General features: G+C 71.1%; 26 protein-coding genes and 2 tRNA genes. 15 read left to right on the top strand and 13 right to left on the bottom strand.

The genetic code is table 11. From position 1 onward, the window contains the following. Positions 1 to 511 precede the first annotated feature (511 nt). The 4 genes from lspA to FQ330_RS13630 form a co-directional block, all read right to left on the bottom strand. On the bottom strand, positions 512 to 1153 hold the full coding sequence (lspA, locus tag FQ330_RS07565) for a signal peptidase II (RefSeq protein ID WP_146356429.1): 642 nt from the start codon (positions 1151 to 1153) through the stop codon (positions 512 to 514). Between the two features lie 99 nt (positions 1154 to 1252). Further along, positions 1253 to 1849, bottom strand: a complete 597-nt coding sequence (locus FQ330_RS07560; RefSeq protein ID WP_128190382.1) for a cadmium resistance transporter — start codon at positions 1847 to 1849, stop codon at positions 1253 to 1255. Beyond that, complete coding sequence (cmtR, locus tag FQ330_RS07555; protein ID WP_128190383.1) at positions 1846 to 2205, bottom strand: Cd(II)/Pb(II)-sensing metalloregulatory transcriptional regulator CmtR; 360 nt, start codon at positions 2203 to 2205, stop codon at positions 1846 to 1848. The genes FQ330_RS07560 and cmtR overlap by 4 nt, the downstream gene beginning before the upstream one ends. 428 nt (positions 2206 to 2633) lie before the next feature. Beyond that, positions 2634 to 2768 (bottom strand): hypothetical protein, encoded by a 135-nt coding sequence (locus tag FQ330_RS13630; protein WP_263970119.1) that lies wholly within the window; start codon positions 2766 to 2768, stop codon positions 2634 to 2636. A 286-nt stretch (positions 2769 to 3054) separates the two neighbouring features. On the opposite strand from FQ330_RS13630, the gene FQ330_RS13295 reads away from it, so the two are divergent. Next, positions 3055 to 3306: a hypothetical protein gene (locus FQ330_RS13295; protein WP_225792740.1), complete on the top strand. Its 252-nt coding sequence runs from the start codon at positions 3055 to 3057 to the stop codon at positions 3304 to 3306. On the opposite strand, the gene FQ330_RS07545 is transcribed toward FQ330_RS13295, so the two are convergent. The 3 genes from FQ330_RS07545 to FQ330_RS07535 all read right to left on the bottom strand — a co-directional run bounded on the left by FQ330_RS07545 (position 3288) and on the right by FQ330_RS07535 (position 4717). Next, positions 3288 to 3360: transfer RNA gene (locus FQ330_RS07545), tRNA-His, on the bottom strand. The genes FQ330_RS13295 and FQ330_RS07545 overlap by 19 nt on opposite strands. A gap of 66 nt (positions 3361 to 3426) precedes the next feature. After that, positions 3427 to 4050 carry an oligoribonuclease gene (gene orn, locus FQ330_RS07540; RefSeq protein WP_128190229.1) on the bottom strand — a complete coding sequence of 208 codons (624 nt, stop codon included), beginning with the start codon at positions 4048 to 4050 and terminating at the stop codon, positions 3427 to 3429. 25 nt (positions 4051 to 4075) lie between these two features. Beyond that, positions 4076 to 4717: an HAD family hydrolase gene (locus FQ330_RS07535; RefSeq protein ID WP_146356424.1), complete on the bottom strand. Its 642-nt coding sequence runs from the start codon at positions 4715 to 4717 to the stop codon at positions 4076 to 4078. Positions 4718 to 4793: 76 nt separating this feature from the next. Here FQ330_RS07535 and FQ330_RS07530 point away from each other — a divergent pair. The 4 genes from FQ330_RS07530 (at position 4794) to FQ330_RS07515 (ending at position 6761) form a co-directional block, all read left to right on the top strand. After that, a tRNA-Arg gene (locus FQ330_RS07530) sits at positions 4794 to 4866 on the top strand. Between the two features lie 110 nt (positions 4867 to 4976). Continuing rightward, positions 4977 to 5426, top strand: coding sequence for a hypothetical protein (locus FQ330_RS07525; RefSeq protein ID WP_146356422.1), 450 nt, complete (start codon positions 4977 to 4979; stop codon positions 5424 to 5426). 9 nt (positions 5427 to 5435) lie between these two features. After that, positions 5436 to 6107, top strand: a complete 672-nt coding sequence (locus FQ330_RS07520; protein ID WP_225792739.1) for a DedA family protein — start codon at positions 5436 to 5438, stop codon at positions 6105 to 6107. 93 nt (positions 6108 to 6200) lie between these two features. Beyond that, the gene (locus FQ330_RS07515) at positions 6201 to 6761 is read left to right on the top strand and encodes a YceI family protein (protein WP_128190231.1); all 561 of its coding nucleotides are present in this window, start codon (positions 6201 to 6203) and stop codon (positions 6759 to 6761) included. A gap of 76 nt (positions 6762 to 6837) precedes the next feature. Here FQ330_RS07515 and FQ330_RS07510 read toward each other — a convergent pair whose 3' ends face one another. Next, positions 6838 to 7080, bottom strand: a complete 243-nt coding sequence (locus FQ330_RS07510; protein WP_225792738.1) for a hypothetical protein — start codon at positions 7078 to 7080, stop codon at positions 6838 to 6840. Between the two features lie 111 nt (positions 7081 to 7191). On the opposite strand from FQ330_RS07510, the gene msrA reads away from it, so the two are divergent. The 6 genes from msrA (at position 7192) to FQ330_RS07480 (ending at position 12465) form a co-directional block, all read left to right on the top strand. After that, on the top strand, positions 7192 to 7716 hold the full coding sequence (gene msrA, locus FQ330_RS07505; RefSeq protein ID WP_146356418.1) for a peptide-methionine (S)-S-oxide reductase MsrA: 525 nt from the start codon (positions 7192 to 7194) through the stop codon (positions 7714 to 7716). Between the two features lie 67 nt (positions 7717 to 7783). Next, entirely contained in the window at positions 7784 to 8260 is a 477-nt protein-coding gene (locus FQ330_RS07500) for a single-stranded DNA-binding protein (RefSeq protein WP_146356416.1), read from the top strand. Between the two features lie 45 nt (positions 8261 to 8305). Continuing rightward, positions 8306 to 8740, top strand: a complete 435-nt coding sequence (locus FQ330_RS07495) for a DUF6993 domain-containing protein (protein ID WP_146356414.1) — start codon at positions 8306 to 8308, stop codon at positions 8738 to 8740. Positions 8741 to 8744: 4 nt separating this feature from the next. Further along, positions 8745 to 10427: an energy-dependent translational throttle protein EttA gene (gene ettA, locus FQ330_RS07490; RefSeq protein ID WP_146356412.1), complete on the top strand. Its 1683-nt coding sequence runs from the start codon at positions 8745 to 8747 to the stop codon at positions 10425 to 10427. Continuing rightward, positions 10427 to 10882 (top strand): acyl-CoA thioesterase, encoded by a 456-nt coding sequence (locus tag FQ330_RS07485; RefSeq protein WP_128190743.1) that lies wholly within the window; start codon positions 10427 to 10429, stop codon positions 10880 to 10882. The genes ettA and FQ330_RS07485 overlap by 1 nt, the downstream gene beginning before the upstream one ends. Positions 10883 to 10938: 56 nt before the next feature. Next, entirely contained in the window at positions 10939 to 12465 is a 1527-nt protein-coding gene (locus FQ330_RS07480; protein WP_146356410.1) for a CoA-acylating methylmalonate-semialdehyde dehydrogenase, read from the top strand. Between the two features lie 55 nt (positions 12466 to 12520). On the opposite strand, the gene FQ330_RS07475 is transcribed toward FQ330_RS07480, so the two are convergent. Beyond that, positions 12521 to 13099 carry a GNAT family N-acetyltransferase gene (locus FQ330_RS07475; RefSeq protein WP_146356407.1) on the bottom strand — a complete coding sequence of 193 codons (579 nt, stop codon included), beginning with the start codon at positions 13097 to 13099 and terminating at the stop codon, positions 12521 to 12523. Beyond that, a complete protein-coding gene (locus FQ330_RS07470; RefSeq protein ID WP_146356405.1) occupies positions 13096 to 13983 on the bottom strand; it encodes an acyl-CoA thioesterase in 888 nt (295 codons plus the stop codon). Before FQ330_RS07470 ends, FQ330_RS07475 begins: the two co-directional genes overlap by 4 nt. Positions 13984 to 14034: 51 nt before the next feature. On the opposite strand from FQ330_RS07470, the gene FQ330_RS07465 reads away from it, so the two are divergent. Beyond that, positions 14035 to 14649 (top strand): hypothetical protein, encoded by a 615-nt coding sequence (locus FQ330_RS07465; protein ID WP_146356403.1) that lies wholly within the window; start codon positions 14035 to 14037, stop codon positions 14647 to 14649. Between the two features lie 12 nt (positions 14650 to 14661). On the opposite strand, the gene FQ330_RS07460 is transcribed toward FQ330_RS07465, so the two are convergent. The 3 genes from FQ330_RS07460 to FQ330_RS07450 are packed head-to-tail and all read right to left on the bottom strand — an operon-like array spanning position 14662 to position 16865. Beyond that, entirely contained in the window at positions 14662 to 15093 is a 432-nt protein-coding gene (locus FQ330_RS07460) for an NUDIX domain-containing protein (protein WP_225792737.1), read from the bottom strand. Positions 15094 to 15097: 4 nt separating this feature from the next. Further along, positions 15098 to 16135 (bottom strand): App1 family protein, encoded by a 1038-nt coding sequence (locus tag FQ330_RS07455; RefSeq protein ID WP_128189625.1) that lies wholly within the window; start codon positions 16133 to 16135, stop codon positions 15098 to 15100. A 34-nt stretch (positions 16136 to 16169) separates the two neighbouring features. Beyond that, positions 16170 to 16865, bottom strand: a complete 696-nt coding sequence (locus tag FQ330_RS07450) for an SOS response-associated peptidase (protein WP_146356401.1) — start codon at positions 16863 to 16865, stop codon at positions 16170 to 16172. Positions 16866 to 16914: 49 nt separating this feature from the next. Between FQ330_RS07450 and FQ330_RS07445 the strand changes: the two genes are divergently transcribed. The 3 genes from FQ330_RS07445 to cydB all read left to right on the top strand — a co-directional run bounded on the left by FQ330_RS07445 (position 16915) and on the right by cydB (position 20129). After that, positions 16915 to 17556 (top strand): TetR/AcrR family transcriptional regulator, encoded by a 642-nt coding sequence (locus tag FQ330_RS07445; protein WP_192575870.1) that lies wholly within the window; start codon positions 16915 to 16917, stop codon positions 17554 to 17556. A gap of 104 nt (positions 17557 to 17660) precedes the next feature. Beyond that, entirely contained in the window at positions 17661 to 19085 is a 1425-nt protein-coding gene (locus FQ330_RS07440; protein WP_146356397.1) for a cytochrome ubiquinol oxidase subunit I, read from the top strand. Between the two features lie 9 nt (positions 19086 to 19094). Next, on the top strand, positions 19095 to 20129 hold the full coding sequence (gene cydB / locus FQ330_RS07435) for a cytochrome d ubiquinol oxidase subunit II (RefSeq protein WP_128189621.1): 1035 nt from the start codon (positions 19095 to 19097) through the stop codon (positions 20127 to 20129). Positions 20130 to 20133 lie beyond the last annotated feature (4 nt).

Raw genomic sequence — 20133 nt, 5'->3', positions numbered from 1 at the left:
AGCCATCGTGCGTTGTGTCTTCCTGTGAGTAGCTTTAGTCGGTTCTCACTGACCATCGCACGATGGCTCACCACGTTCACGACGTGACACTCGAGCTGAGAACTACACCACCCCAGGGGACGTGACCGGCCGCCGCAGTGTCCGCCAGGCAGACCCCACGACTCATAGTCGTGTGATTCGCAGCTTGAGTTGGCGCCGAAGCCGGCGTCAGTCGTGCACGCCCGGCAGCTCGTCGCCGCTCGTCGGCCGCTCGACGTGGGGAGTGACTTCGGCGTAGCCGCAGCGGCGGCATCGGTCCTCCTGCAGCGCCGTTCCGCAGTCCGGGCATGCCTCGATGGGGATCAGGTCGAACGGGCCGTCTATGGCGTCACGCTACGCGCAAGGCGGCTGGGGGAGACGGCGTGCAGCACGGCCGTCCCCGCGCGTGCGGGCCGCAGACGAAGGGCGAGGTCGAGCGCTTCAACCGCAACAGCAGAATCCGCCGGCGCGGCGCCTGGTTGACGTCGTGTCGCTATGCGATCGACTGCGGTGCGTGCGGGGGACGCATCCGCTTGCCGTTGAAGGCCAGGATCACGCACAGGGCCATACCGGCGAAAACGAAGACGTCTGCGACGTTTCCGATGAACCAGTCGGCGTAGGCGATGAAGTCGACCACGTGGCCCCGGCCGGGACCGGGTGCTCGTGCCAGGCGATCGATCACGTTTCCCAAGGCGCCGCCGAGGATGAGTCCGAGTCCCACTGCCCACGGCAGCGATGTCGTCCTCCAGGTGAGCGAAGCGGCGACGGCGGAGCCGGCAATGGCTACGACGGTGATGATCGGTGTGGCGCTCGCGCCGAGCGAGAACGCCGCGCCGGGGTTGAAGGCCAGCTGAAGAGCGAGCAGGTCGGCGAGCAATGGATGCCGCTCGCCCATGGTGAGCGTCGCTTCTGCCCAGACTTTGGTGAGCTGATCGATTGATACCGCTAAGAGGGCCACAACGAACCCCAGCACCGCCGCCCGACGCCGTCGTCGGTCGTCCCGTGGCGGGGCGGTGGCGTGGGCAGCAGTGGAGGGCGCTCCCATGTCGGCGGCCTGCGTCACGTCGCCATCCGCCAGGAGTGCCCGCGACTCGTGCGGGTCCGCAGCCTCGGGCGTCGTCTGGTTCGCATCCAATGAATGTGCATCCTTCGCTGTATCGATTGTGCTGTGCGGGACGGACCGTCCGCACCTCGGTGCCGCCACACATGCACGGCGGTCCACATCCCCGTCGCGTCAGAGTCCGAACGCTCCGCCGCTGACCAGAATGAAGATGCCGAGGCCGATCAGGACGATCGGGAACACGATGTGCTCCCAGCGCTCCAGCGCCTCCGCGATGGGCCGGCGGGTTGCAACGAACTTGGCCATGCCCACGAGCACCGCGACCAGCACCAGGAACACGACGCAGTAGGCGATCACGGCTGCGGTGCCCACACTGAGGAAGACCGGGACGTAGACGCCGATGTTGTCCCCGCCGTTGGCGAAGGTCACCGCGGCCACGGTCCATACGGCAACCTTTTTGCCTTCGACCTTCGCGTCGTCGTCGTCGTCGTCCCCGCGCCAAGCCTGCCAGGCGGCCCACACGCCCAGGCCCAGCGGGATGAGGCCGAAGTACGGGATGACCTCCGGGGGCAGGAACGCCCCGGCCCCTAGAGCCACCAGCACGGCCGCACCGAGGATGCCAATGAAGCCGAGGTACTGGCCGACCAGGATGCGGGCGGTGGCGCCGCGCTCACCGGCCCCTCGGGCGAAGAACAGCGAAAGAATGATGATGTCGTCGATGTTGGTGGCGAGGAACAGGCCGATCGCTTGCAGGACCGAGGAGAGGATCATGCGCCCGCCCCCGCGTCGCAGCGACCGGGCACCGAGCAGGCCGGGTCGAGGCAGGGTGCGTCCTCGTTGACGGCGAGGGTGGTATCGACCAGCGCGGTCAGTGCCCGCGACAGGTGCGGGTCCGCGATCTCATATCGCGTCTGCCGACCCTCGTGTATGGCGACCGCGATGCCGCAGTCGCGCAGGCACGCCAGATGGTTCGACACGTTCGAGCGCGTCAACCCCAGGGCTTCGGCAAGCTCCGCCGGGTGAGCCGGCGCATCGAGGAGGGTCAGCAGTATCCGCGATCGAGTTGGGTCGTACATGGCTCGCCCCAACCGATTCATCACATCCACACGAGAGGCAGTAGTCAGCATGCGCTGAACTATACAGTACTGACTGAACTGGGAACGGCACCGGTGCTGTCCGGTTCTTCATCGACATGGCGGCCTCGGCGCCCAGGAGCGTCGGCATCCTTCGCTCGCAAGGAGCGAATCGCCCTCGGCGGCAGGCGCGAACCAGATCGCTGCAGGTCTGCCTGGGCTCGGCAGACAGTCCAGCGGCCGTCATCGTCGAGGGGCCGGTTGGGGCGGCGTAGCGACCGTCGCTGACGGCGACCGCCTTGAGCCCAGGACGTCGCGATCGAGGGGCCGGTGAGCCGCGCCAGGACCGGCGCCGGGAGTTCCTGGACGAGCGAGACCACCGCGCCGGTTCGGGCAGAACGCACGCGTACACCGACCGCTTTGAGGCGGTCGGTGAGGGCGTCCGTGGAGATCGAGGTGCGGCTGAACGCTCGAAGTCTGCCTCAGCGACCGCTTCGAGTGAGTTCAGATAGAGCTGCCTCGTCGCGCACCTCGCGTTCGGCCTGCTTCCTGGCATGGCGCTCCTGGGCGCGAGCCTTCACGAGCAGCACGACGCTCACCGGGCCGATGACGACCATCTGGAGAGCGCTTCAGATGCAGACCAGCACGACGAGATGGAGCAATCCAGGGCCACCGTTCGCGATGAGCGCGGCGCACCAGGCAGCGACACGTGTGGGACCAGGTTCAGACCGTGCTTGGCACTCACCGCTCGGCGGCGGACGCGACCCAGGTGCATGAGCACTACTTGAAGGGGACAGTGTTCTGCGGGCAGTGCGGGTCGCGTTTGCTGGTATGCGGACCTCTCCCGTTCCGGTGGCGTTGGTGTCGCGGACGATCGTCGCGACTGCGACATCCTCGCCAGGGATGAATCCGCGCGCGAACCGCCGGCTGTGCAACCAGGCGCTGTTCAAGGCGATCTACGTCGACGAGGACAACGACGTGCGCGTCGGCTATCGGACTCCATACGACGGACTGAGCGACGCCGACTTGCAGGCCGACGCTCTCACCTGGGCCGCCGAGGCAAAGAAAGAGGGCCAGGTGCGAACTTCCTCCAAGGCTGGTCCCTTGGTCGAAAGTTCACACCTGACCCGGTTGTGGGTGAGTAACGGGACTTGAACCCGCGACATCCGCCACCACAAGGCGGCGCTCTACCAACTGAGCTATACCCACCATGTGCGCTCAGAACGCAACCAGGACAGCATACGACATCCGGGGCCGGATCGCCGCATCGGCGGCTCACCCGGGCAGGTGCGCCCCGAACCCGTCGGAGACGTCGCGCGCGATCGCCTGGAGCTCGTCGCTCGCGCGGCCGGGCGCATCCGTGAACACTGCGCGCCGGTAGTAGCGCAGCTCGCGGATCGACTCGAGGATGTCGGCGAGCGCGCGGTGGCCGCCGGCCTTCTCGGGCGCCTGGAAGTAGGCGCGCGGGAACCAGCGCCGCGAGAGCTCCTTGATGCTCGAGACGTCGATCGAGCGGTAGTGCAGGAAGCCGTCGAGCACGGGCATGTAGCGCGCGAGGAACATGCGGTCGGTGCCGATCGTGTTGCCGCCGAGCGGCGCGGTGCGCTCGAGCGGCACGAAGCGCTGCACGTAGGCGAGCACCTCGAGCTCGGCCTCGGCGAGCGGCATGCCGTGCGGGATCTCGGCGTCGAGGCCGCTCGTCGCGTGCATCTGCCGCACGAAGTCGCCCATCTGCTCGAGCGCCGCGTCGGAGGGCTTGATCACGATCTGCAGGCCCGGGTCGAGCACCTCGAGCTCGAAGTCGGTCACGACGACCGCGATCTCCACCAGCTCGTCGACGCTCGGGTCGAGCCCCGTCATCTCGCAGTCGATCCAGACGATCCGGTCACTCGCAGCCATAGCCGTATGGTATGCGCCGCGGCGCTCAGCCGAGCGCGGCGAAGAGCTCGTCGGCGTCGACGTCGGCGAGGGTGCCGATCGTGCGCTCCGCGGGCACCGGCGACTGGGGCAGCTGCGTCGTGAGGAACCACAGGCGGGCGCCGGCCGCCGCCGCCGAGCGCGCGCCGCTGCCCGAGTCCTCGAACGCGATCGAGGCGGATGCGTCGGCGCCGAGCCGGCGGACGGCGAGCGCGTAGGGCTCGGGGTCGGGCTTCGACCGCTCCACGTCGTCGGCCGAGACCGCGAACCGCAGCGCGCCCACCGGGGCCGCCTCGAGCAGCGCGCGGGCGTTCTCGCCCGACGCGTTGGTGATGAGCGCCGCGGGGATGCCGCGCTCGGCGACGCGCTCGAGCAGCGCGAGGCTGCCCGGCAGCCACGGCACGTCCTCCCGGACGCCCGCCGCGACGGCGCCGGCGATCTCGGCGACGATCGCCGCTCGGTCCATGTCGACGCCGCGCTCGCGCATCCGCTCGCCCCACTCGACCATCGGCCGCCCCGTGGTCCAGTGGCAGTCCTCGGTCGTCCACTCGATACGGTGCGCCCGCGCGAATCGGCGCATCTCGTCGTGCCACATGGGCTCCGAGTCGATGAGCGTGCCGTCCATGTCGAACAGGAGTGCGCCGGTCATGAGCCCAGCCTGGCATGCCACGGGGCTGACTCGGCGCAGCCGTGGGCCATGGCCCGCGGGCCGGTAGATTGGGCGGGCCCCCGTAGCTCAGCGGATAGAGCAGAGGCCTTCTAATCCTTTTGTCGCGGGTTCGACTCCCGCCGGGGGCGCAGCGCCCGTGACAGACGCATTGCTGCACGGCAGGTGAGGGCTCATCCGGTGCGCATCGCCGTCGCACCTCCGCCGGGAGGCTGTCAGTGGCGCGGCCTACCGTGCGGCCATGAAGCGCTGTGCGCGGTGCCTGACCGAGAGATCGGTCGTCGAGTTCAATCGCAGCCCGCGGAACAAGGACGGCTTGCACTCTTATTGCCGTGCCTGCCAGAAGGCCCACTATCGCGACGATGCGGTCCGGCACAAGGCCAACGTGCGTCGCACGAGCCGGGCTCGCCGCCGGCAAGCCCTCGACGTGATCATGGCTCGGTTCTCGGAGGGGTGCGTCGACTGCGGCATCGCGGACATCAGGCTGCTCGAGTTCGACCACGTGCGCGGGACGAAGATCGCCAGTGTCGGAACCATGGTCCGACGTGAGCGTGCGCTGGAGCTGATCCGAGCGGAGATCGAGAAGTGCGACGTGCGGTGCCGGAACTGCCATGCCATCGTCACGATCGAGCGGAGGGGCTCGTCTTGGCACGACGCCTACCTCAGGCCTCGCCCAGACCGGCGACCGTAGGCTGTCGAGGTGATCGACGTCCTCACCCAGACTCAACCCGCAGACGACCTCACCGGCGTCGCCGGCTGGGCCGTCAGCCTGATGGAGACGGTCGGCGCTCCCGGTGCGGCGATCGCGATCGCCGCCGAGAACCTGTTCCCGCCGATCCCCAGCGAGGTGATCCTGCCGCTCGCGGGCTTCACCGCGGCGCAGGGCGGCTTCACGCTCGCCGAGGCCATCATCTGGACCACCATCGGGTCCGTCGTCGGCGCGCTCGCGCTCTACCTGCTGGGCAGGTGGCTCGGCCACGAGCGGCTGGCGAGGATCGCGAGCCGCGTGCCGCTCGTGCGGGCGAGCGACATCGACAAGACGACCGCGTGGTTCGCGCGGCACGGCTGGAAGACGGTGCTCTTCGGGCGGTTCCTGCCGATCTTCCGCAGCCTCATCTCGATCCCGGCGGGCATCGAGCGCATGCCGCTGCCGCTGTTCCTCGGCCTGACGCTCGTCGGCTCGGCCATCTGGAACACGATCTTCATCATGGTCGGCTTCTCGCTCGGCCGGAACTACCACGTGATCGAGCCCTACATGGACACGCTCCAGTGGGTGGTCGTCGCGGTCGTGCTCATCGTGATCGCGTGGTGGGTGACCGCGCGCGTGCTGCGCAACCGCCGCGAGGGCAAGGACCTCCTGCACGGCGAGTGAGCTGCGGAGGATCCTCGGATCGATCGGGAATGCGATCGCGTCGCCGCCGGTTGGTTCGATTCTGAAGGACTTCCGACTCACCGAAAGGCTCCCATGCTGCAGAACATCCCCGGCTACCAGCCCGGCACCTACGTCATCGACGGCTCGCACTCGAACGTCACCTTCTCCGTGCGCCACATGATGGTGGCGAAGGTCCGCGGAGAGATCGAGGGCCTCGAGGGCACCATCGTGCTCGCCGAGCAGCCCGAGGAGTCGTCGATCACGGCGACCGTCGACCCGTCGACGATCAACACCAAGAACGCCGACCGCGACCAGCACCTGCGCTCGAACGACTTCTTCGCGATCGAGGAGCACCCCGAGTGGACCTTCGTCTCCACTGGCGCGCGCGTCGACGGCGACGACCTCTACGTCGACGGCGACCTGACGCTGCGCGGCGTGACGAAGCCCGTCTCGCTGCTGCTCGAGTTCGGCGGCATCGGCCCCGACACGTGGGGCAACACCCGCGCCGGCGCCTCGGCCCGCACGCGCATCAAGCGCAGCGACTTCGGCATCAGCTGGAACGTCGCCATCGAGACCGGCGGCGTCATGCTGTCGGACGACGTCGACATCGAGATCGAGATCTCGGCGATCCAGCAGGCTCCCGTCGCGGCCTGAGCCGGCGGCAGCACACCTGTGGAGCGGGGTCGGGGCGCATGCCCCGGCCCCGCTCCTCGCATCGCGGCGGCCGGTCTCAGGGGCCGGTGAAGCAGGCGAGCGCGTCGTCGAGCGACCAGCCGCGGCCGATCGGCAGCAGCGTGGTGCCGCCCGGCAGCAGGCGACGCGACTCGAACGCGGGGCCGCCCGGGCCCTCGACGCGCGCGATGTAGCCGAGGGCGAGGCCGGATGCGCTCACCACGCGCCAGAGGTCGTCGCGCACGCGGCGCGTGGCGACGTGCGCCGCTCGAGGGGCCGTGCCCCGCTGGGTGCTGCTCATGATGGCCATCGCGACTCCTTCCGCACCACCGACGCTACGAGCGGCCACCCACATGCCGCGGGGCGTCCGCGGGCATGGGGTGCGCACAGGCTCGCCCTCTAGGCTCGTCCCATGCGTGAGATCGTGCTTGCCGGTGGCTGCTTCTGGTGCCTCGACGCGGCGTACCGCGTCGTCGAGGGCGTGGAGGAGGTCGTCTCCGGCTACACCGGCGGCTCCGTCGCCCACCCGAGCTACGACCTCGTGTGCACCGGCACCACCGGGCACGCCGAGGCCGTCAAGGTCGTCTACGACGAGGAGCGGTTGCCGACCGAGGTCGTGCTCGACATGTTCTTCACGATGCACGACCCGCGGCAGCTCAACCGGCAGGGCAACGACGTCGGCACGCAGTACCGATCGGCGATGTTCTACCGCGACGACGCCGAGCGCGAGGCCTTCGAGGCCGCGATCGCGCGCGCCGGCGAGTGGTGGCCGGGCGAGATCGTCACGACGCTCGAGCCGCTCGGCGAGTTCTTCGACGCCGAGGAGTACCACCAGGACTTCTTCGCCAAGAACCCGACGCAGGGCTACTGCCTCGCCGTCGCGGTGCCGAAGGTCAACAAGATCCGCGCCGGCTTCGCCGAGTACCTGCGCGGCTGATCGGGGTTCTCCACAGCTCGGGCCCGGCCGCGCCCGCGCGGCGACCACCGCGGTGCATCCTCGCGGCATGAACGATGCAATCACCGTCGTCGGGTCCCTCGGAGGCGACCCGATCGTGAAGACCGTCAACGGCGACCGCGTGGCCGAGTTCCGCCTCGCGAGCACGAGTCGCCGCAAGGAGGACGAGCAGTGGGTCGACGCCCACACCAACTGGTTCTCCGTCGAGGCGTGGGGCGGCTTCGCCGAGCACGTCGGATCGTCGCTGCGCAAGGGCGACCTCGTCGTCGTGCTCGGCAAGCTCAAGGTCGACCAGTGGGAGTCGGGCGACAAGCGCGGCACGAGCGTCAAGATCCGCGCCGAGCACGTCGGGCACTCGCTGCGCGTCGGCCCGGTGTCGCGCGAGCGCCGGCAGCCGCAGGCCGACGCCGACCACCGCAATCCGGCACCCGCCGACCGCGAGGCGCAGGCGCCTGAGCCGGCGCTGATCGGTGCCGGCGCCGAGCAGTGGCACGCGCCCGGAGCCGACGCCGATCCGCCCTTCTGAGCCCTAGGCTGGGGCCGTTCCGGTCCGGCAGGTGGAGGAGGGCGCGTGCGCCAGCTCGCGGCAGTCGTGCTGCTCGCCTCGCTCGTCCTCGCCGGCTGCGCGTCGTCGCCGGGGCCGGCTGAGCCGGTCCCCGCAGCATCGCCGGCCGACGAGGCCGGCGGCCCTGCGGACGCTCCCGCCCCCTCGGACGAGGGCGACGAGGCGCTCGCCGTCTTCCGCTCGGCGCTCGAGGGGCAGTCGCCGAGCGCCCCCGACGCGCTCGTGGCGGCGGTCCAGGCCGCTGGCTTCGAGCGGTCGGCGATCGAGCGCACCCGCGAGGTCGACTCCCTCGGGGCGCCCGTCACGTTCGTGCAGATCGCGGTGAGGGACGGCGACGGATGCCTCGTCGGCAGCGTCGGCGAGGGCGAGGCGACCGCCGTCCGGGCGAGCGCGCTCGGCAGCGGCCGGTGCCTGGTGGGGGAGATCGTCACCGTAGACTGAGGGCATGGCCGAATACATCTACTCCCTCGTGCGCGCCCGCAAGACGGTGGGCGACAAGGTGATCCTCGACGACGTCACGACTGCGGTGATCCCCGGCGCGAAGATCGGCGTAGTCGGCCCCAACGGCGCGGGCAAGTCGACGATCCTCAAGATCATCGCCGGCCTCGACACGCCCTCGAACGGCGAGGCAAAGCTCTCGCCCGGCTACTCGGTCGGCATCCTCATGCAGGAGCCCGAGCTCGACGAGTCGAAGACCGTGCTCGAGAACGTGCAGGAGGCCTTCGGCCCGATGATGGCGAAGATCGCGCGCTTCAACGAGATCTCGGCCGAGATGGCGAACCCCGACGCCGACTTCGACGCGCTCATGACCGAGATGGGCACGCTGCAGGAGCAGATCGACGCGGCCGACGCGTGGGACCTCGACTCCCAGCTCGAGCAGGCGATGGACGCGCTGCGCTGCCCGCCCGGCGACTGGCCGGTCACCACCCTCTCCGGCGGCGAGAAGCGCCGCGTGGCGCTGTGCAAGCTGCTGCTCGAGAAGCCCGACCTGCTGCTGCTCGACGAGCCCACCAACCACCTCGACGCCGAGAGCGTGCTGTGGCTCGAGCAGCACCTTGCCAAGTATCCCGGCGCGGTCATGGCCGTCACCCACGACCGGTACTTCCTCGACCACGTCGCGGGCTGGATCTGCGAGGTCGACCGCGGCCGCCTCTACCCGTACGAGGGCAACTACTCGACCTACCTCGAGAAGAAGGCCGAGCGACTGCAGGTGCAGGGCAAGAAGGACGCCAAGCTCGCGAAGCGCCTCTCCGAGGAGCTCGACTGGGTGCGCAGCAACCAGAAGGGCCGCCAGGCGAAGTCGAAGGCCCGCCTCGCCCGCTACGAGGAGATGGCGACCGAGGCCGAGCGCACCAAGAAGCTCGAGTTCGAGGAGATCCAGATCCCGCCGGGCCCGCGCCTCGGCTCGATCGTGCTCGAGGCGAACGACCTCGAGAAGGGCTTCGACGACCGCCAGCTCATCGACGGCCTCTCGTTCACGCTGCCGCGCAACGGCATCGTCGGCGTCATCGGCCCGAACGGCGTCGGCAAGACCACCCTCTTCAAGACCATCGTGGGCCTCGAGCCGCTCGACGGCGGCGACCTGAAGATCGGCGAGACGGTCAAGCTCAGCTACGTCGACCAGGGCCGCTCCAACATCGACCCCAACAAGAACCTGTGGGAGGTCGTGTCCGACGGGCTCGACTACATCCAGGTCGGCAACGTCGAGATCCCGTCGCGCGCGTACGTCAGCAAGTTCGGCTTCAAGGGCCCGGACCAGCAGAAGAAGGCCGGCGTCCTCTCGGGCGGTGAGCGCAACCGCCTCAACCTCGCGCTCACGCTCAAGCAGGGCGGCAACCTGCTGCTGCTCGACGAGCCCACGAACGACCTCGACATCGACACGCTCTCGAGCCTCGAGAACGCGCTGCTCGAGTTCCCCGGCTGCGCCGTCGTGATCACCCACGACCGGTGGTTCCTCGACCGCATCGCCACGCACATCCTCGCCTACGAGGGCACCGACGAGCACCCGGCCGAGTGGTACTGGTTCGAGGGCAACTTCGAGGCCTACGAGCAGAACAAGATCGAGCGGCTCGGCCCGGAGGCGGCGAAGCCGCACCGCTCGGCGTACCGCAAGCTCACGAGGGACTGATGCGCCTCGCGGTGCCGGTGCGCGTGCGCTGGTCCGATCTCGACGCGTACGGGCACGTCAACAACGCGGCGCTCCTGACCCTGCTCGAGGAGGCCCGCGTCTCGGCGTTCTGGGCGGGCGGGCCGGAGGGCTCGCCCACCACCGCGATCATCGATGCCGGGCCCGGCGCGACGAGCGTGACCGTCATCGCGCGGCAGGAGGCCGAGTACCTCGGGCAGATCCCGCACCACCGCGAGCCGATCGTCGTCGACATCTGGGTCGGGCAGCTCGGCGGCGCGAGCATGCAGGTCTGCTACGAGGTGCTCTCGCCCGATCGCTCCGAGGTGTACGCGCGGGCGGCGACGACCGTGGTGATGCTGGATGCGTCGACGGGCCGGCCGCGCCGGCTGAGCGACGCGGAGCGGGAGGCCTGGGCGCCCTACGTGGAGGCGCCGGTCGAGTTCCGCCGGGGCTGAGGCCCGCCGGTAGGCTGGCAGCGCAACGAGGCCACCCTTCTGGAGGAGCTCCCACCATGACCGACACCGCTGTCGAGACCACCGAGCAGTCCACCGCCCCCACCCGCATCCCGCACTGGATCGCCGGCCGGCGCCGCGAGGGCCACGGCCGCACGGCGCCCGTGTTCAACCCCGCGATCGGCGTCGCCGTGTCGGAGGTCGGCCTCGCGAGCGCCGACGAGGTCTCGGAGGCGATCGCCACCGCGAAGGCGGCGTTCCCCGCCTGGCGCGACCTGTCGATCGCGAAGCGGCAGTCGATCATGTTCCGCTTCCGCGAGCTCATCGTGCAGCGCCGCGACGAGCTCGCGACGATCGTCACGCGCGAGCACGGCAAGGTGCACTCGGACGCGCTCGGCGAGATCGCGCGCGGCATCGAGGTCGCCGAGCTCGCCACCGCGTTCCCGCTGCTCACGAAGGGCGAGTACTCGGAGAACGCGTCGACAGGCGTCGACGTCTACTCGCTGCGGCAGCCGCTCGGCGTGGTCGGGATCATCAGCCCGTTCAACTTCCCGGCGATGATCCCGCTGTGGTTCGCGCCGGTCGCGCTCGCCGCGGGCAACTGCGTCGTCATCAAGCCGAGCGAGAAGGACCCGTCGGCGGCGGTCTTCATCGCCGAGCTCTTCCAGGAGGCGGGCCTGCCCGACGGCGTGCTCACGGTCGTGCACGGCGACAAGGAGGCCGTCGACACGCTGCTGACGCACCCCGACGTGCAGGCGATCTCGTTCGTCGGGTCGACGCCCATCGCCGAGTACGTGTACGAGACGGGCTCGAAGCACGGCAAGCGCGTGCAGGCGCTCGGCGGCGCGAAGAACCACATGCTCGTGCTGCCCGACGCCGACCTCGACATCACCGCCGACGCGGCCGTGAACGCGGGCTTCGGCTCGGCGGGCGAGCGCTGCATGGCGATCTCGGTCGTCGTCGCGGTCGACTCGATCGCCGACGAGCTCACCGCCAAGATCAAGGAGAAGATGGCGGCGATCCGCACGGGCGACGGCACGCGCGACAACGACATGGGCCCGCTCATCACCGGCGCGCACCGCGACAAGGTGGCCGGCTACATCCAGACCGCCGCCGACGACGGCGCCGACCTGGTCGTCGACGGCCGCGACCCCGAGGTCGACGGCGACCCGAACGGCTTCTGGCTGAAGCCCACGCTCATCGATAACGTGCCGACCGACTCCGCCGCCTACAAGGAGGAGATCTTCGGGCCGGTGCTCTCGGTCGTGCGCGTCGCCTCCTACGAGGAGGGCCTCGAGCTCATCAACAGCAACCCCTACGGCAACGGCACCGCCATCTTCACGAACGACGGCGGCGCCGCGCGCCGGTTCCAGAACGAGGTGCAGGTGGGCATGGTCGGCATCAACGTGCCGATCCCGGTGCCCGTCGGCTACCACTCGTTCGGCGGCTGGAAGCGCTCGATCTTCGGCCAGGGCAAGGCCTACGGCAAGCACGCGTTCGAGTTCTACACGCGCGAGAAGGTCGTCACGAGCCGCTGGCTCGACCCGAGCCACGGCGGCCTGAACCTCGGCTTCCCCGAGAACTAGCCCCGAGTACGAGCCCTGAGCGCACGGCGCCCCGCCTCCGGACGGGGCGCCGTCGCTATGCCGCGTCGCGCCGGACGGCGAGGATGAGCGCGGTGCCGAGCTCGCCGGTGGCCGGGTTGACCTCGTTCTCGACCAGCCGCGCCTCGACCGCCATGCCGAGCCGCTCGGCCACGATCCGCGAGGCGACGTTCTCCTCGTCGAGGTCGGCGATCACGCGGTGCGCGCCCATCGCCCACGCGAGCTGCAGCGCCGCCCGCGCGGCCTCGGTCGCGATGCCCTTGCGCTGCGCGTCGGCGGCGATCATCCAGCCGAGCTCGAACTGCCGGCCGGCGAGGCTCGTGATGCGCAGCATGAGGTCGCCGACGAGCCGGCCGTCGAGCTCGATGCCCAGCTGCGCGGCGTCGCCGTCGCGCAGGTAGACGGGGGCGCCGCCGGCCGTCCAGGCCATGAGCTCGGCCTCGGTCTGGTCGCGGTTGTAGGTCCAGCGCCGCTGCCCGGGGGCGTTGCGGTAGGCGCGCACGGCGTCGAGGTCGTCGGGCCGGAGCGTGCGCAGCACGAGGCGCTCGGTGCGCAGCGGCAGCGCGTCGCGCAGGGTGCGCATGGCCTCGGCGGGGGCGATCGGCTCGACCCTCATGCGGGGTCGCCCGGCTGCTCGGGCACGCGCACCATGCCCTCCTGCGCGATCGTCGCGACGTGGGTGCCGTCGGCCGTGTAGACGAAGCCGTTCGCGAGGCCGCGACCGCCGCCGGAGGAGCTCGTCTCGAGCTCGAGCAGCAGCCACTCGTCGACCCGCGCCGGCCGGTGCCACCAGACGGCGTGGTCGAGGCTCGCGGCCTTGAGCCCGGGCGTCGCCCAGGCGGCGCCGTGCATGCGCACGATGGGCTCGAGGATCGCGTAGTCGGAGAGGTAGGCGAGCGCCGCGCGGTGCAGCGCGTCGTCGTCGGGCAGGCGGTCCTTCGCCTTGATCCAGACGTGCTGCTTGCCGTGCCGCGGCCGCGTGGGGTCGGGCACGTAGACGGGGCCCTCGACGTGGCGGATGTCGAAGGGGCGCGCGATGACGGCGCGCGCCTGCGGGTGGCCGGCATAGGGAGCGAGGAGGTCCTCCGAGCTCGGCAGCTCCTCCGGCCGCGGCAGGCCCTCCGGCGCGGTGTGCTGCGAGCTGGGGCCGGGGACGTCGTCCTGGAAGGAGGAGATCATCGACATGATCGGCACGCCCTGCTGGTACGCCTGCACGCGCCGCGTCGAGAACGAGCGGCCGTCGTGGATGCGCTCGACGGCGAGCGTGATCGGCAGCTCGACGTCGCCCGGCCGCACGAAGTAGCCGTGCACCGAGTGGATGCGACGCGACTCGGCGACCGTGCGCTGCGCGGCGACGACGGCCTGCGCCATGACCTGGCCGCCGAACACGCGGCCGAACGGCATCGGGTGGCTCGTGCCGGTGAAGATGTCCTCGCTCGTGCGGGCGCCCGTCTCGGCCAGGGCCAGGGTCTCCAGCAGGATGCGGATACGCTCGGTCATGCGGGTCCTCTCGAACGGTGCCCGACGGGGCCGCTCTAGTCTAGGGAGCGCATGCACGCCATCCTCTCCCTCGACGAGCGCGCCCGCGCCGACCTCGTCCTCCTGCTCGACCGCGCCGCCGTCTTCGGCGACGGCACGGTGCGGCTCGCGGCCGACGGCGACGTCGCGCTGCTGACCACGCCCATGACCGCCTCGAGCGGCTTGCTCGACACCGGCCCGACGATCCTCGTCGCGCGCGCGTCGCGCATGCGCGAGCCGGCGAGGTTCGACGGCGTCGTGGCGCTGCCGGCGCTGCGCGACGCGCTGCGCGAGGGCGCCGACGTCGAGGTGCCGGATGCCGTGCGTCGCCCGGCGTGGGCGGCCGTCTCGCCGCCGCGGGGCGGCTGGGCGCACGCGGGCGACGTCGATGCGGAGGCGGTGCGCTCGCTCGCCGCGCAGGCGGCGGCCGACGTCGAGGCCGCGCTGCCGCGCTCGCCCGGCGAGGCGGTGCGGCGCCGCGCGGAGCGCGCGGTCTGGGCGCGCGCGGTCGACCCGAGCGGGCTGACCGCCGGGCAGGCGGCGGCGCTCGTGGCCATGCGCTTCCTCGGGGAAGCGCCGGTGCGGATCACCGAGGCCGGCGGGTGGATGCGCGCCTCGGGGCACGCCGGCGAGGTGCTCGCCCGCTAGCCGGACGCGGCGTCAGTCGAGGCCGAGCAGCTCGGCGAGCCCCTCGGGCACGAGCGTGAGGTCGGGGTCGGCGCGGTGCTCGGCGGTCAGCCACCACACCGGATGGCCGGCGTCGGTCGTGCACGGCAGGATCGCCTCCGCATCGACGTGCACCTCGAAGACGAACACGATCTCGTGGCGCAGGCCCTGCGGCAGCCGCAGGGGGCTCTCGAGCACGCCGAGCAGCCGCGGCTCGACCGCCTCGAGGCCGAGCTCCTCGCGCAGCTCCCGCACCACCGCATCCGCCGCCCGCTCGCCGAGGTCGATGCCGCCGCCGGGCGGCCGGGCGTAGGTGCGCCCCTCGACGCCCGCGCTCGTGACGAGCAGCCGCCCCGCGGCGTCGCGGATGGCCGCGACCGCGATGGCGCGCGGCCCGTCGTGGGTGCCCGAGATCTGCAGCCTCACGGCGTCACAGCACCGCGAGCTCGGGGATGGCGCCGAGCTCCTTCGCCAGGCCGCCGCCGTTCGACGACCACACCCACGGGTGCATCGACCGCGTCTCGGCGTGCTTGCGGCCACCGGCCAGCACCGCCTCCTGCGTCGACAGGGCTCGGATCGCCACGGCGCGCACGTTCTGCGGGTGGGCGTTCGCGAACTCGCCGTAGAGCTCCTCGTCGTGCTGGCCGTCGTCGCCGACGAGCAGCCACTGCATGTGCGGGAACTCGCGCGCGAGCCGCCGCAGCTGCGCGCGCTTGTGCTCCTTGCCGGAGCGGAAGAAGCGGTCGTGCGTGGGCCCCCAGTCGGTCAGCAGCAGGCTGCCCGCGGGGTAGAGGTTGCGCGAGAGGAAGCGCGTGAGCGCGGGCGCCGCGTTCCAGGCGCCGGTCGAGAGGTAGATGAACGGGCTGCCGGGATGCTGCTGCGCGATGCGCTCGTAGAGCACCGCCATCCCGGGGACCGGCGTGCGCCCGTGCTCGTCGAGCACGAAGGCGTTCCAGGCGGCGAGCAGCGGCCGGGGGAGCGACGTCACCATCACCGTGTCGTCGATGTCGCTGACGATGCCGAAGCGCGTGGCGGGATCGACGACGAAGACCGGCGCGACGACGGGCGCAGAGCCGGGCACCGACACCGTCACCTCCTGCCAGCCGGGATCGAGGCGGATGGGCACGATGGCGTCGAGCACGCCGCCGCGGTCGGCGGTCACCACGTGCCGCACGCCCCCGCCCTCGATCGTGACGTCGACGTCGTTCAGGGAGAGCGACGTGAACGAGCGCCAGCCGCGCACGTCCTCGTACTGCGCGCCGCGCTCGCCGCCGGGCTCCACGAGCAGCACGCGCGCGAGCACGCGCACCCAGCCGTCGCCGCCGTACCCGGGGTAGGCGACGATCGCGGGCAGCCGGCCGGCGCGCAGCGCGATGGCCTCGCGCTGCTCGTGCAGCCAGTCCTCGACGCGCGCCGCGGTGTGCTTGATCGGCTCAGGGATGCGCGCGAGCGGATCGAGCTCCTCCATGCGTGACCTCCCGAGCCGTGGATGCGACTCGACCCTACTCGGTGGGCGCGGGCGCGATGAGGTCAGGCCCCTGCTCGCGCACGCTGCCCACCCGTCGGTCGACCGGGTGCAGCGCGAGCGAGGCGACGACGTCCGGCGCCTCGGCGACGACCGCCTCGAGGGCGGCCTCGCCGTCCTCGGTCGGGTCGAGCCACGCGTCGCGCAGCTCGGGCGAGACCACGAGCGGCATGCGCTCGTGGATGCCGGCGAGCTGCCCGGCCGAAGCCGCGGTGAGGATGCTGGTCGAGAGGAGCCACGTGCCGTCGGGCTGCTTCCACCACGCGTACAGGCCGGCGAACGCGATGGGCGCGTCGCCGTGGATGTAGAACGGCGTCTTCTCGTCTCCGGCGCGCCGCCACTCGTACCACCCGTCGGCCGGCACCAGCGCGCGCCGCTCGCGCACCGCATCCCGGAACATCGGCTTCGAGGCCGCGGTCTCGCTGCGGGCGTTGAAGGCGCGCTGGCCGACGGAGACGTCGTCGGCCCACGCGGGCACGAGCCCCCAGCGGGCCGACTCGAGCCGTCGCGCGGGCGGCGCGTCGTCGCGCGGCCGAGGCTCGACGACGATCGGCACCTGCGTGGTCGGCGGGATGTTCCAGCTCGGCTCGGGCAGGTCGGCGCCCGCCTCGTCGATCTCGAAGAGCGCCACGAGGTCGGGCGTGGGGGTGGCGAGGACGTAGCGGCCGCACATGGATGAAAGGGTCTCACCTCGCGGCGCCGCCATGCGAGATGATGTGCCCATGAACGATCGCAGCGACGACGGGCCGTCAGTCCCGTCGGTCACCGTCCGCCACGAGCCGGTGCAGGCCCGGGCGGCGCAGCGCGTCGAGGCGCTGCTCGACGCCGCGGCGGCGGTCGTCGTCGAGCACGGCATCGAGCACCTGACGACCGCGCTGGTCGCCGAGCGCGCCGGCGCGTCGATCGGCACCGTCTACCGCTACTTCCCCGACCGCGTCGCGGTGCTCGTCGCGCTCGCGGAGCGCAACCACGAGCGGATGCGGCACGCCGTCGGGCGGGTGCTGGCGATGCCGCACGAGACCTGGCAGGAGGCCGCGGAGGCGCTGTTCGACACGATGATCGAGATCTTCCGCGAGCTGCCGTCGTTCCGCTCGCTGCGCGCGGGCGAGGGGCTCGACCTCGGTCCGCAGCACCGCGAGCCGGTCGCGCCGCAGTTCGCGGCGGTCGTCGAGGCCCACGTGCGGGAGCGCTGGGGGATCGAGCTCGACGACGCCGGCCGCATCGACCTGGAGAAGGCGATCGGCGGGCTCGACGCGCTCGTGACGTACGCGTTCCTGCACGACGCCGACGGCGATGCGCGCTACCTCGAGCTCGGCCGCGAGTGCGCGCTCCGGCACCTCACGGCCGCCTTCGGCGAGGCCTGAGCGACCCCTCCCTCGGGGACCCGGGAGGTATCAGACAGCGCTCGGCGTGTCTTTGCCGATCGATGGGCGACCGGCGTTGAATGGAGGGTGTCGAAAGGCGGCCCATGCCCATCGTTCCCCTCGCGCAGGAGCTCGATCCGCTCGTCCTGTCCCAGTGGCAGTTCGGGCTGACGACGGTCTACCACTTCCTGTTCGTGCCCATCACCCTGGGCATGGTCTGGCTCACGGCGGGCTTCCAGACCGCGTGGGTGCGCACCGGCAACGTCGAGCACCTGCGGCTGACGCACTTCTTCGGGAAGCTCTTCCTCATCAACTTCGCGATCGGCGTCGCGACGGGCATCGTGCAGGAGTTCCAGTTCGGCATGAACTGGTCCGACTACTCGCGGTTCATCGGCGACGTCTTCGGCGCCCCGCTCGCCTTCGAGGGGCTCATCGCCTTCTTCTTCGAGGCGACGTTCATCGGCCTGTGGATCTTCGGCTGGAACCGGCTCTCGCCCAAGGTGCACCTGCTCACGATCTACATGACGGCGCTGGGCACGATGGCGAGCGCCTACTTCATCCTCGCGGCGAACGCCTTCATGCAGAACCCCGTCGGGTTCGTGATCAACGAGGACCGGCAGCGCGCCGAGCTGACCGACATCGGCGCGGTGCTCACCAACCCCGTCGCGCTCGCGTCGTTCCCGCACACGATGTTCGCCTCCGTGATGGTGGCGGGCGCGGTGATGGTCGGCGTCTCGGCCTGGCACCTCAAGCGCGGCCAGCACACCGGGATGATGCACCGGTCGCTGCGCGTCGGCCTCTGGAGCGTCGTCGGCGGCGGCATGCTCACCTTCATCACCGGCGACATGGTGTCGCTCGCGATGGTCGCCGCGCAGCCGATGAAGATGGCCGCTGCCGAGGCCCTCTACGACACGGCCTCCGGCTACGACGCATCCTTCTCCCTCTTCAGCCTCGGCACGCCCGACGGCGAGCACGAGATCTTCTCGGTGCGCGTACCCTACCTGCTCGCGCTGCTGTCGACGCACGACCCGCTCGGCACCGTCGAGGGCATCAACGATCTGCAGGCCGAGTACACCGCCCTCTGGGGCGAGGCCGACTACACGCCCATCATCTGGGTCACGTACTGGTCGTTCCGCTGGATGATGGGCCTCGGCTTCCTCTCGTTCGGCATCGCGCTCGTGGGCCTGTGGCTCACGCGCAAGGGCCGCGTCGACCTGCCGCGCTGGGTGTGGACGGTCGCGATCTGGAGCCTGCCGCTGCCGCTGCTGGGCATGACCGTCGGGTGGATCTTCACCGAGATGGGCCGGCAGCCGTGGCTCGTCTTCTCGCAGATGCGCACCGAGGACGGCGTGAGCCCGGGCGTCACCGGCGGCGAGGTGCTCACCTCGCTCATCGCCTTCACCCTCATCTACGGCATCCTCGGCGTCATCGAGTTCCGCCTCATGCAGCGCGCGGCCCAGCGCGGCCCGGCCGACGCCCCCGAGCTCGACGAGACCGGCAGGCCCGCGCAGCCGGTGACGGTCTACTAGGAGGCGGCGATGGACCTCTCGCTCATCTGGTTCCTGCTCATCGGGTTCATGTTCGTCATGTACTTCGTGCTCGACGGCTTCGACTTCGGCGTCGGCATGAGCCTGCCCGTGCTCGGGCGCTCCGAGACCGACCGGCGCCGCATCATCAACGCCATCGGGCCGGTGTGGGACCTCAACGAGACCTGGCTCATCGTGGCCGGCGCGAGCCTCTTCGCCGCGTTCCCCGAGTGGTACGCGACGATGTTCTCGGGGTTCTTCCTCGCGCTCCTCGTGCTGCTGCTCGGCCTCATCGTGCGCGCGGTGTCCTTCGAGTTCCGGCATCAGCGCGACTCGGCCCGCTGGCGCGCGGGCTGGGACCTCTGCATCGTCGTCGGCTCCGCCATCCCGGCGCTGCTGTGGGGCGTCGCGTTCGCGAGCCTCGCCCAGGGCCTGCCGATGGAGCCGCACCAGGGCGGAGCGCTCATGACCGGCGGCCTGCTGTCGCTGCTGAGCCCCTACGCGCTGCTCGGCGGCATCACGACGCTCGGGCTCTTCCTGGCGCACGGCGCCGTGTTCCTCGCGCTCAAGACCGACGGCGACCTCAAGCAGCGCGCGCACGCGCTCGCCGGCCGGGCGCTGCTCGGCACCGGCGTCGTCGCCGTCGTGTTCCTCGCGTGGACGGTCGCCCAGAACCCCACGCCGCTCGTCGTCGTGCTCTCGGCGCTCGCCGCGGTGGCGCTCGTGGGCGCCTGGCTCATGAACGGCGTGGGCCGCGACGGGCGCGCGTTCGCCCTCACCGCCGCGACCGTCGCCTTCGCCGTGCTCGCGCTCTTCGGCTCGCTGCTGACTCGCGCGGGCGGGCCGTTCGTCATGCCGGCGTCGAACCCGACCGCCGACTTCGTCGGGCTCACCGTCGCGAACGCCTCCTCGAGCCCCTACACGCTCGAGGTGATGACGTGGGCGGCGCTCATCTGCCTGCCGCTCGTGCTGGCCTACCAGGCGTGGACCTACTGGGTCTTCCGCCGGCGCGTCACCGTCGCGGCCGTCGAAGCGGCAGCGCACTGACCGA

Origin of the sequence: Agrococcus sediminis (assembly GCF_007923295.1) — a bacterium.
Taxonomy (GTDB): Bacteria; Actinomycetota; Actinomycetes; order Actinomycetales; family Microbacteriaceae; genus Agrococcus; species Agrococcus sediminis.
Note: the sequence above shows the minus strand (reverse complement) of the source record. Positions and strands in the feature narration are given on the sequence as shown.

Excerpts from the sequence above, each read along its gene's own strand:
- FQ330_RS07445 (WP_192575870.1), top strand. The coding sequence starts at position 16,915 with ATGAACGATCGCAGCGACGACGGGCCGTCAGTCCCGTCGGTCACCGTC.
- FQ330_RS07500 (WP_146356416.1), top strand. The coding sequence starts at position 7,784 with ATGAACGATGCAATCACCGTCGTCGGGTCCCTCGGAGGCGACCCGATC.
- FQ330_RS07480 (WP_146356410.1), top strand. The coding sequence starts at position 10,939 with ATGACCGACACCGCTGTCGAGACCACCGAGCAGTCCACCGCCCCCACC.
- FQ330_RS07465 (WP_146356403.1), top strand. The coding sequence starts at position 14,035 with ATGCACGCCATCCTCTCCCTCGACGAGCGCGCCCGCGCCGACCTCGTC.
- FQ330_RS07475 (WP_146356407.1), bottom strand. The coding sequence starts at position 13,099 with ATGAGGGTCGAGCCGATCGCCCCCGCCGAGGCCATGCGCACCCTGCGC.
- msrA (WP_146356418.1), top strand. The coding sequence starts at position 7,192 with ATGCGTGAGATCGTGCTTGCCGGTGGCTGCTTCTGGTGCCTCGACGCG.
- FQ330_RS07560 (WP_128190382.1), bottom strand. The coding sequence starts at position 1,849 with ATGATCCTCTCCTCGGTCCTGCAAGCGATCGGCCTGTTCCTCGCCACC.
- FQ330_RS07510 (WP_225792738.1), bottom strand. The coding sequence starts at position 7,080 with ATGAGCAGCACCCAGCGGGGCACGGCCCCTCGAGCGGCGCACGTCGCC.
- ettA (WP_146356412.1), top strand. The coding sequence starts at position 8,745 with ATGGCCGAATACATCTACTCCCTCGTGCGCGCCCGCAAGACGGTGGGC.
- orn (WP_128190229.1), bottom strand. The coding sequence starts at position 4,050 with ATGGCTGCGAGTGACCGGATCGTCTGGATCGACTGCGAGATGACGGGG.
- FQ330_RS13295 (WP_225792740.1), top strand. The coding sequence starts at position 3,055 with ATGAATCCGCGCGCGAACCGCCGGCTGTGCAACCAGGCGCTGTTCAAG.
- FQ330_RS07440 (WP_146356397.1), top strand. The coding sequence starts at position 17,661 with ATGCCCATCGTTCCCCTCGCGCAGGAGCTCGATCCGCTCGTCCTGTCC.
- FQ330_RS07515 (WP_128190231.1), top strand. The coding sequence starts at position 6,201 with ATGCTGCAGAACATCCCCGGCTACCAGCCCGGCACCTACGTCATCGAC.
- FQ330_RS07485 (WP_128190743.1), top strand. The coding sequence starts at position 10,427 with ATGCGCCTCGCGGTGCCGGTGCGCGTGCGCTGGTCCGATCTCGACGCG.
- cydB (WP_128189621.1), top strand. The coding sequence starts at position 19,095 with ATGGACCTCTCGCTCATCTGGTTCCTGCTCATCGGGTTCATGTTCGTC.
- FQ330_RS07450 (WP_146356401.1), bottom strand. The coding sequence starts at position 16,865 with ATGTGCGGCCGCTACGTCCTCGCCACCCCCACGCCCGACCTCGTGGCG.
- FQ330_RS07455 (WP_128189625.1), bottom strand. The coding sequence starts at position 16,135 with ATGGAGGAGCTCGATCCGCTCGCGCGCATCCCTGAGCCGATCAAGCAC.
- cmtR (WP_128190383.1), bottom strand. The coding sequence starts at position 2,205 with ATGCTGACTACTGCCTCTCGTGTGGATGTGATGAATCGGTTGGGGCGA.
- FQ330_RS07470 (WP_146356405.1), bottom strand. The coding sequence starts at position 13,983 with ATGACCGAGCGTATCCGCATCCTGCTGGAGACCCTGGCCCTGGCCGAG.
- FQ330_RS07535 (WP_146356424.1), bottom strand. The coding sequence starts at position 4,717 with ATGACCGGCGCACTCCTGTTCGACATGGACGGCACGCTCATCGACTCG.
- FQ330_RS07525 (WP_146356422.1), top strand. The coding sequence starts at position 4,977 with ATGAAGCGCTGTGCGCGGTGCCTGACCGAGAGATCGGTCGTCGAGTTC.
- FQ330_RS13630 (WP_263970119.1), bottom strand. The coding sequence starts at position 2,768 with ATGGTCGTCATCGGCCCGGTGAGCGTCGTGCTGCTCGTGAAGGCTCGC.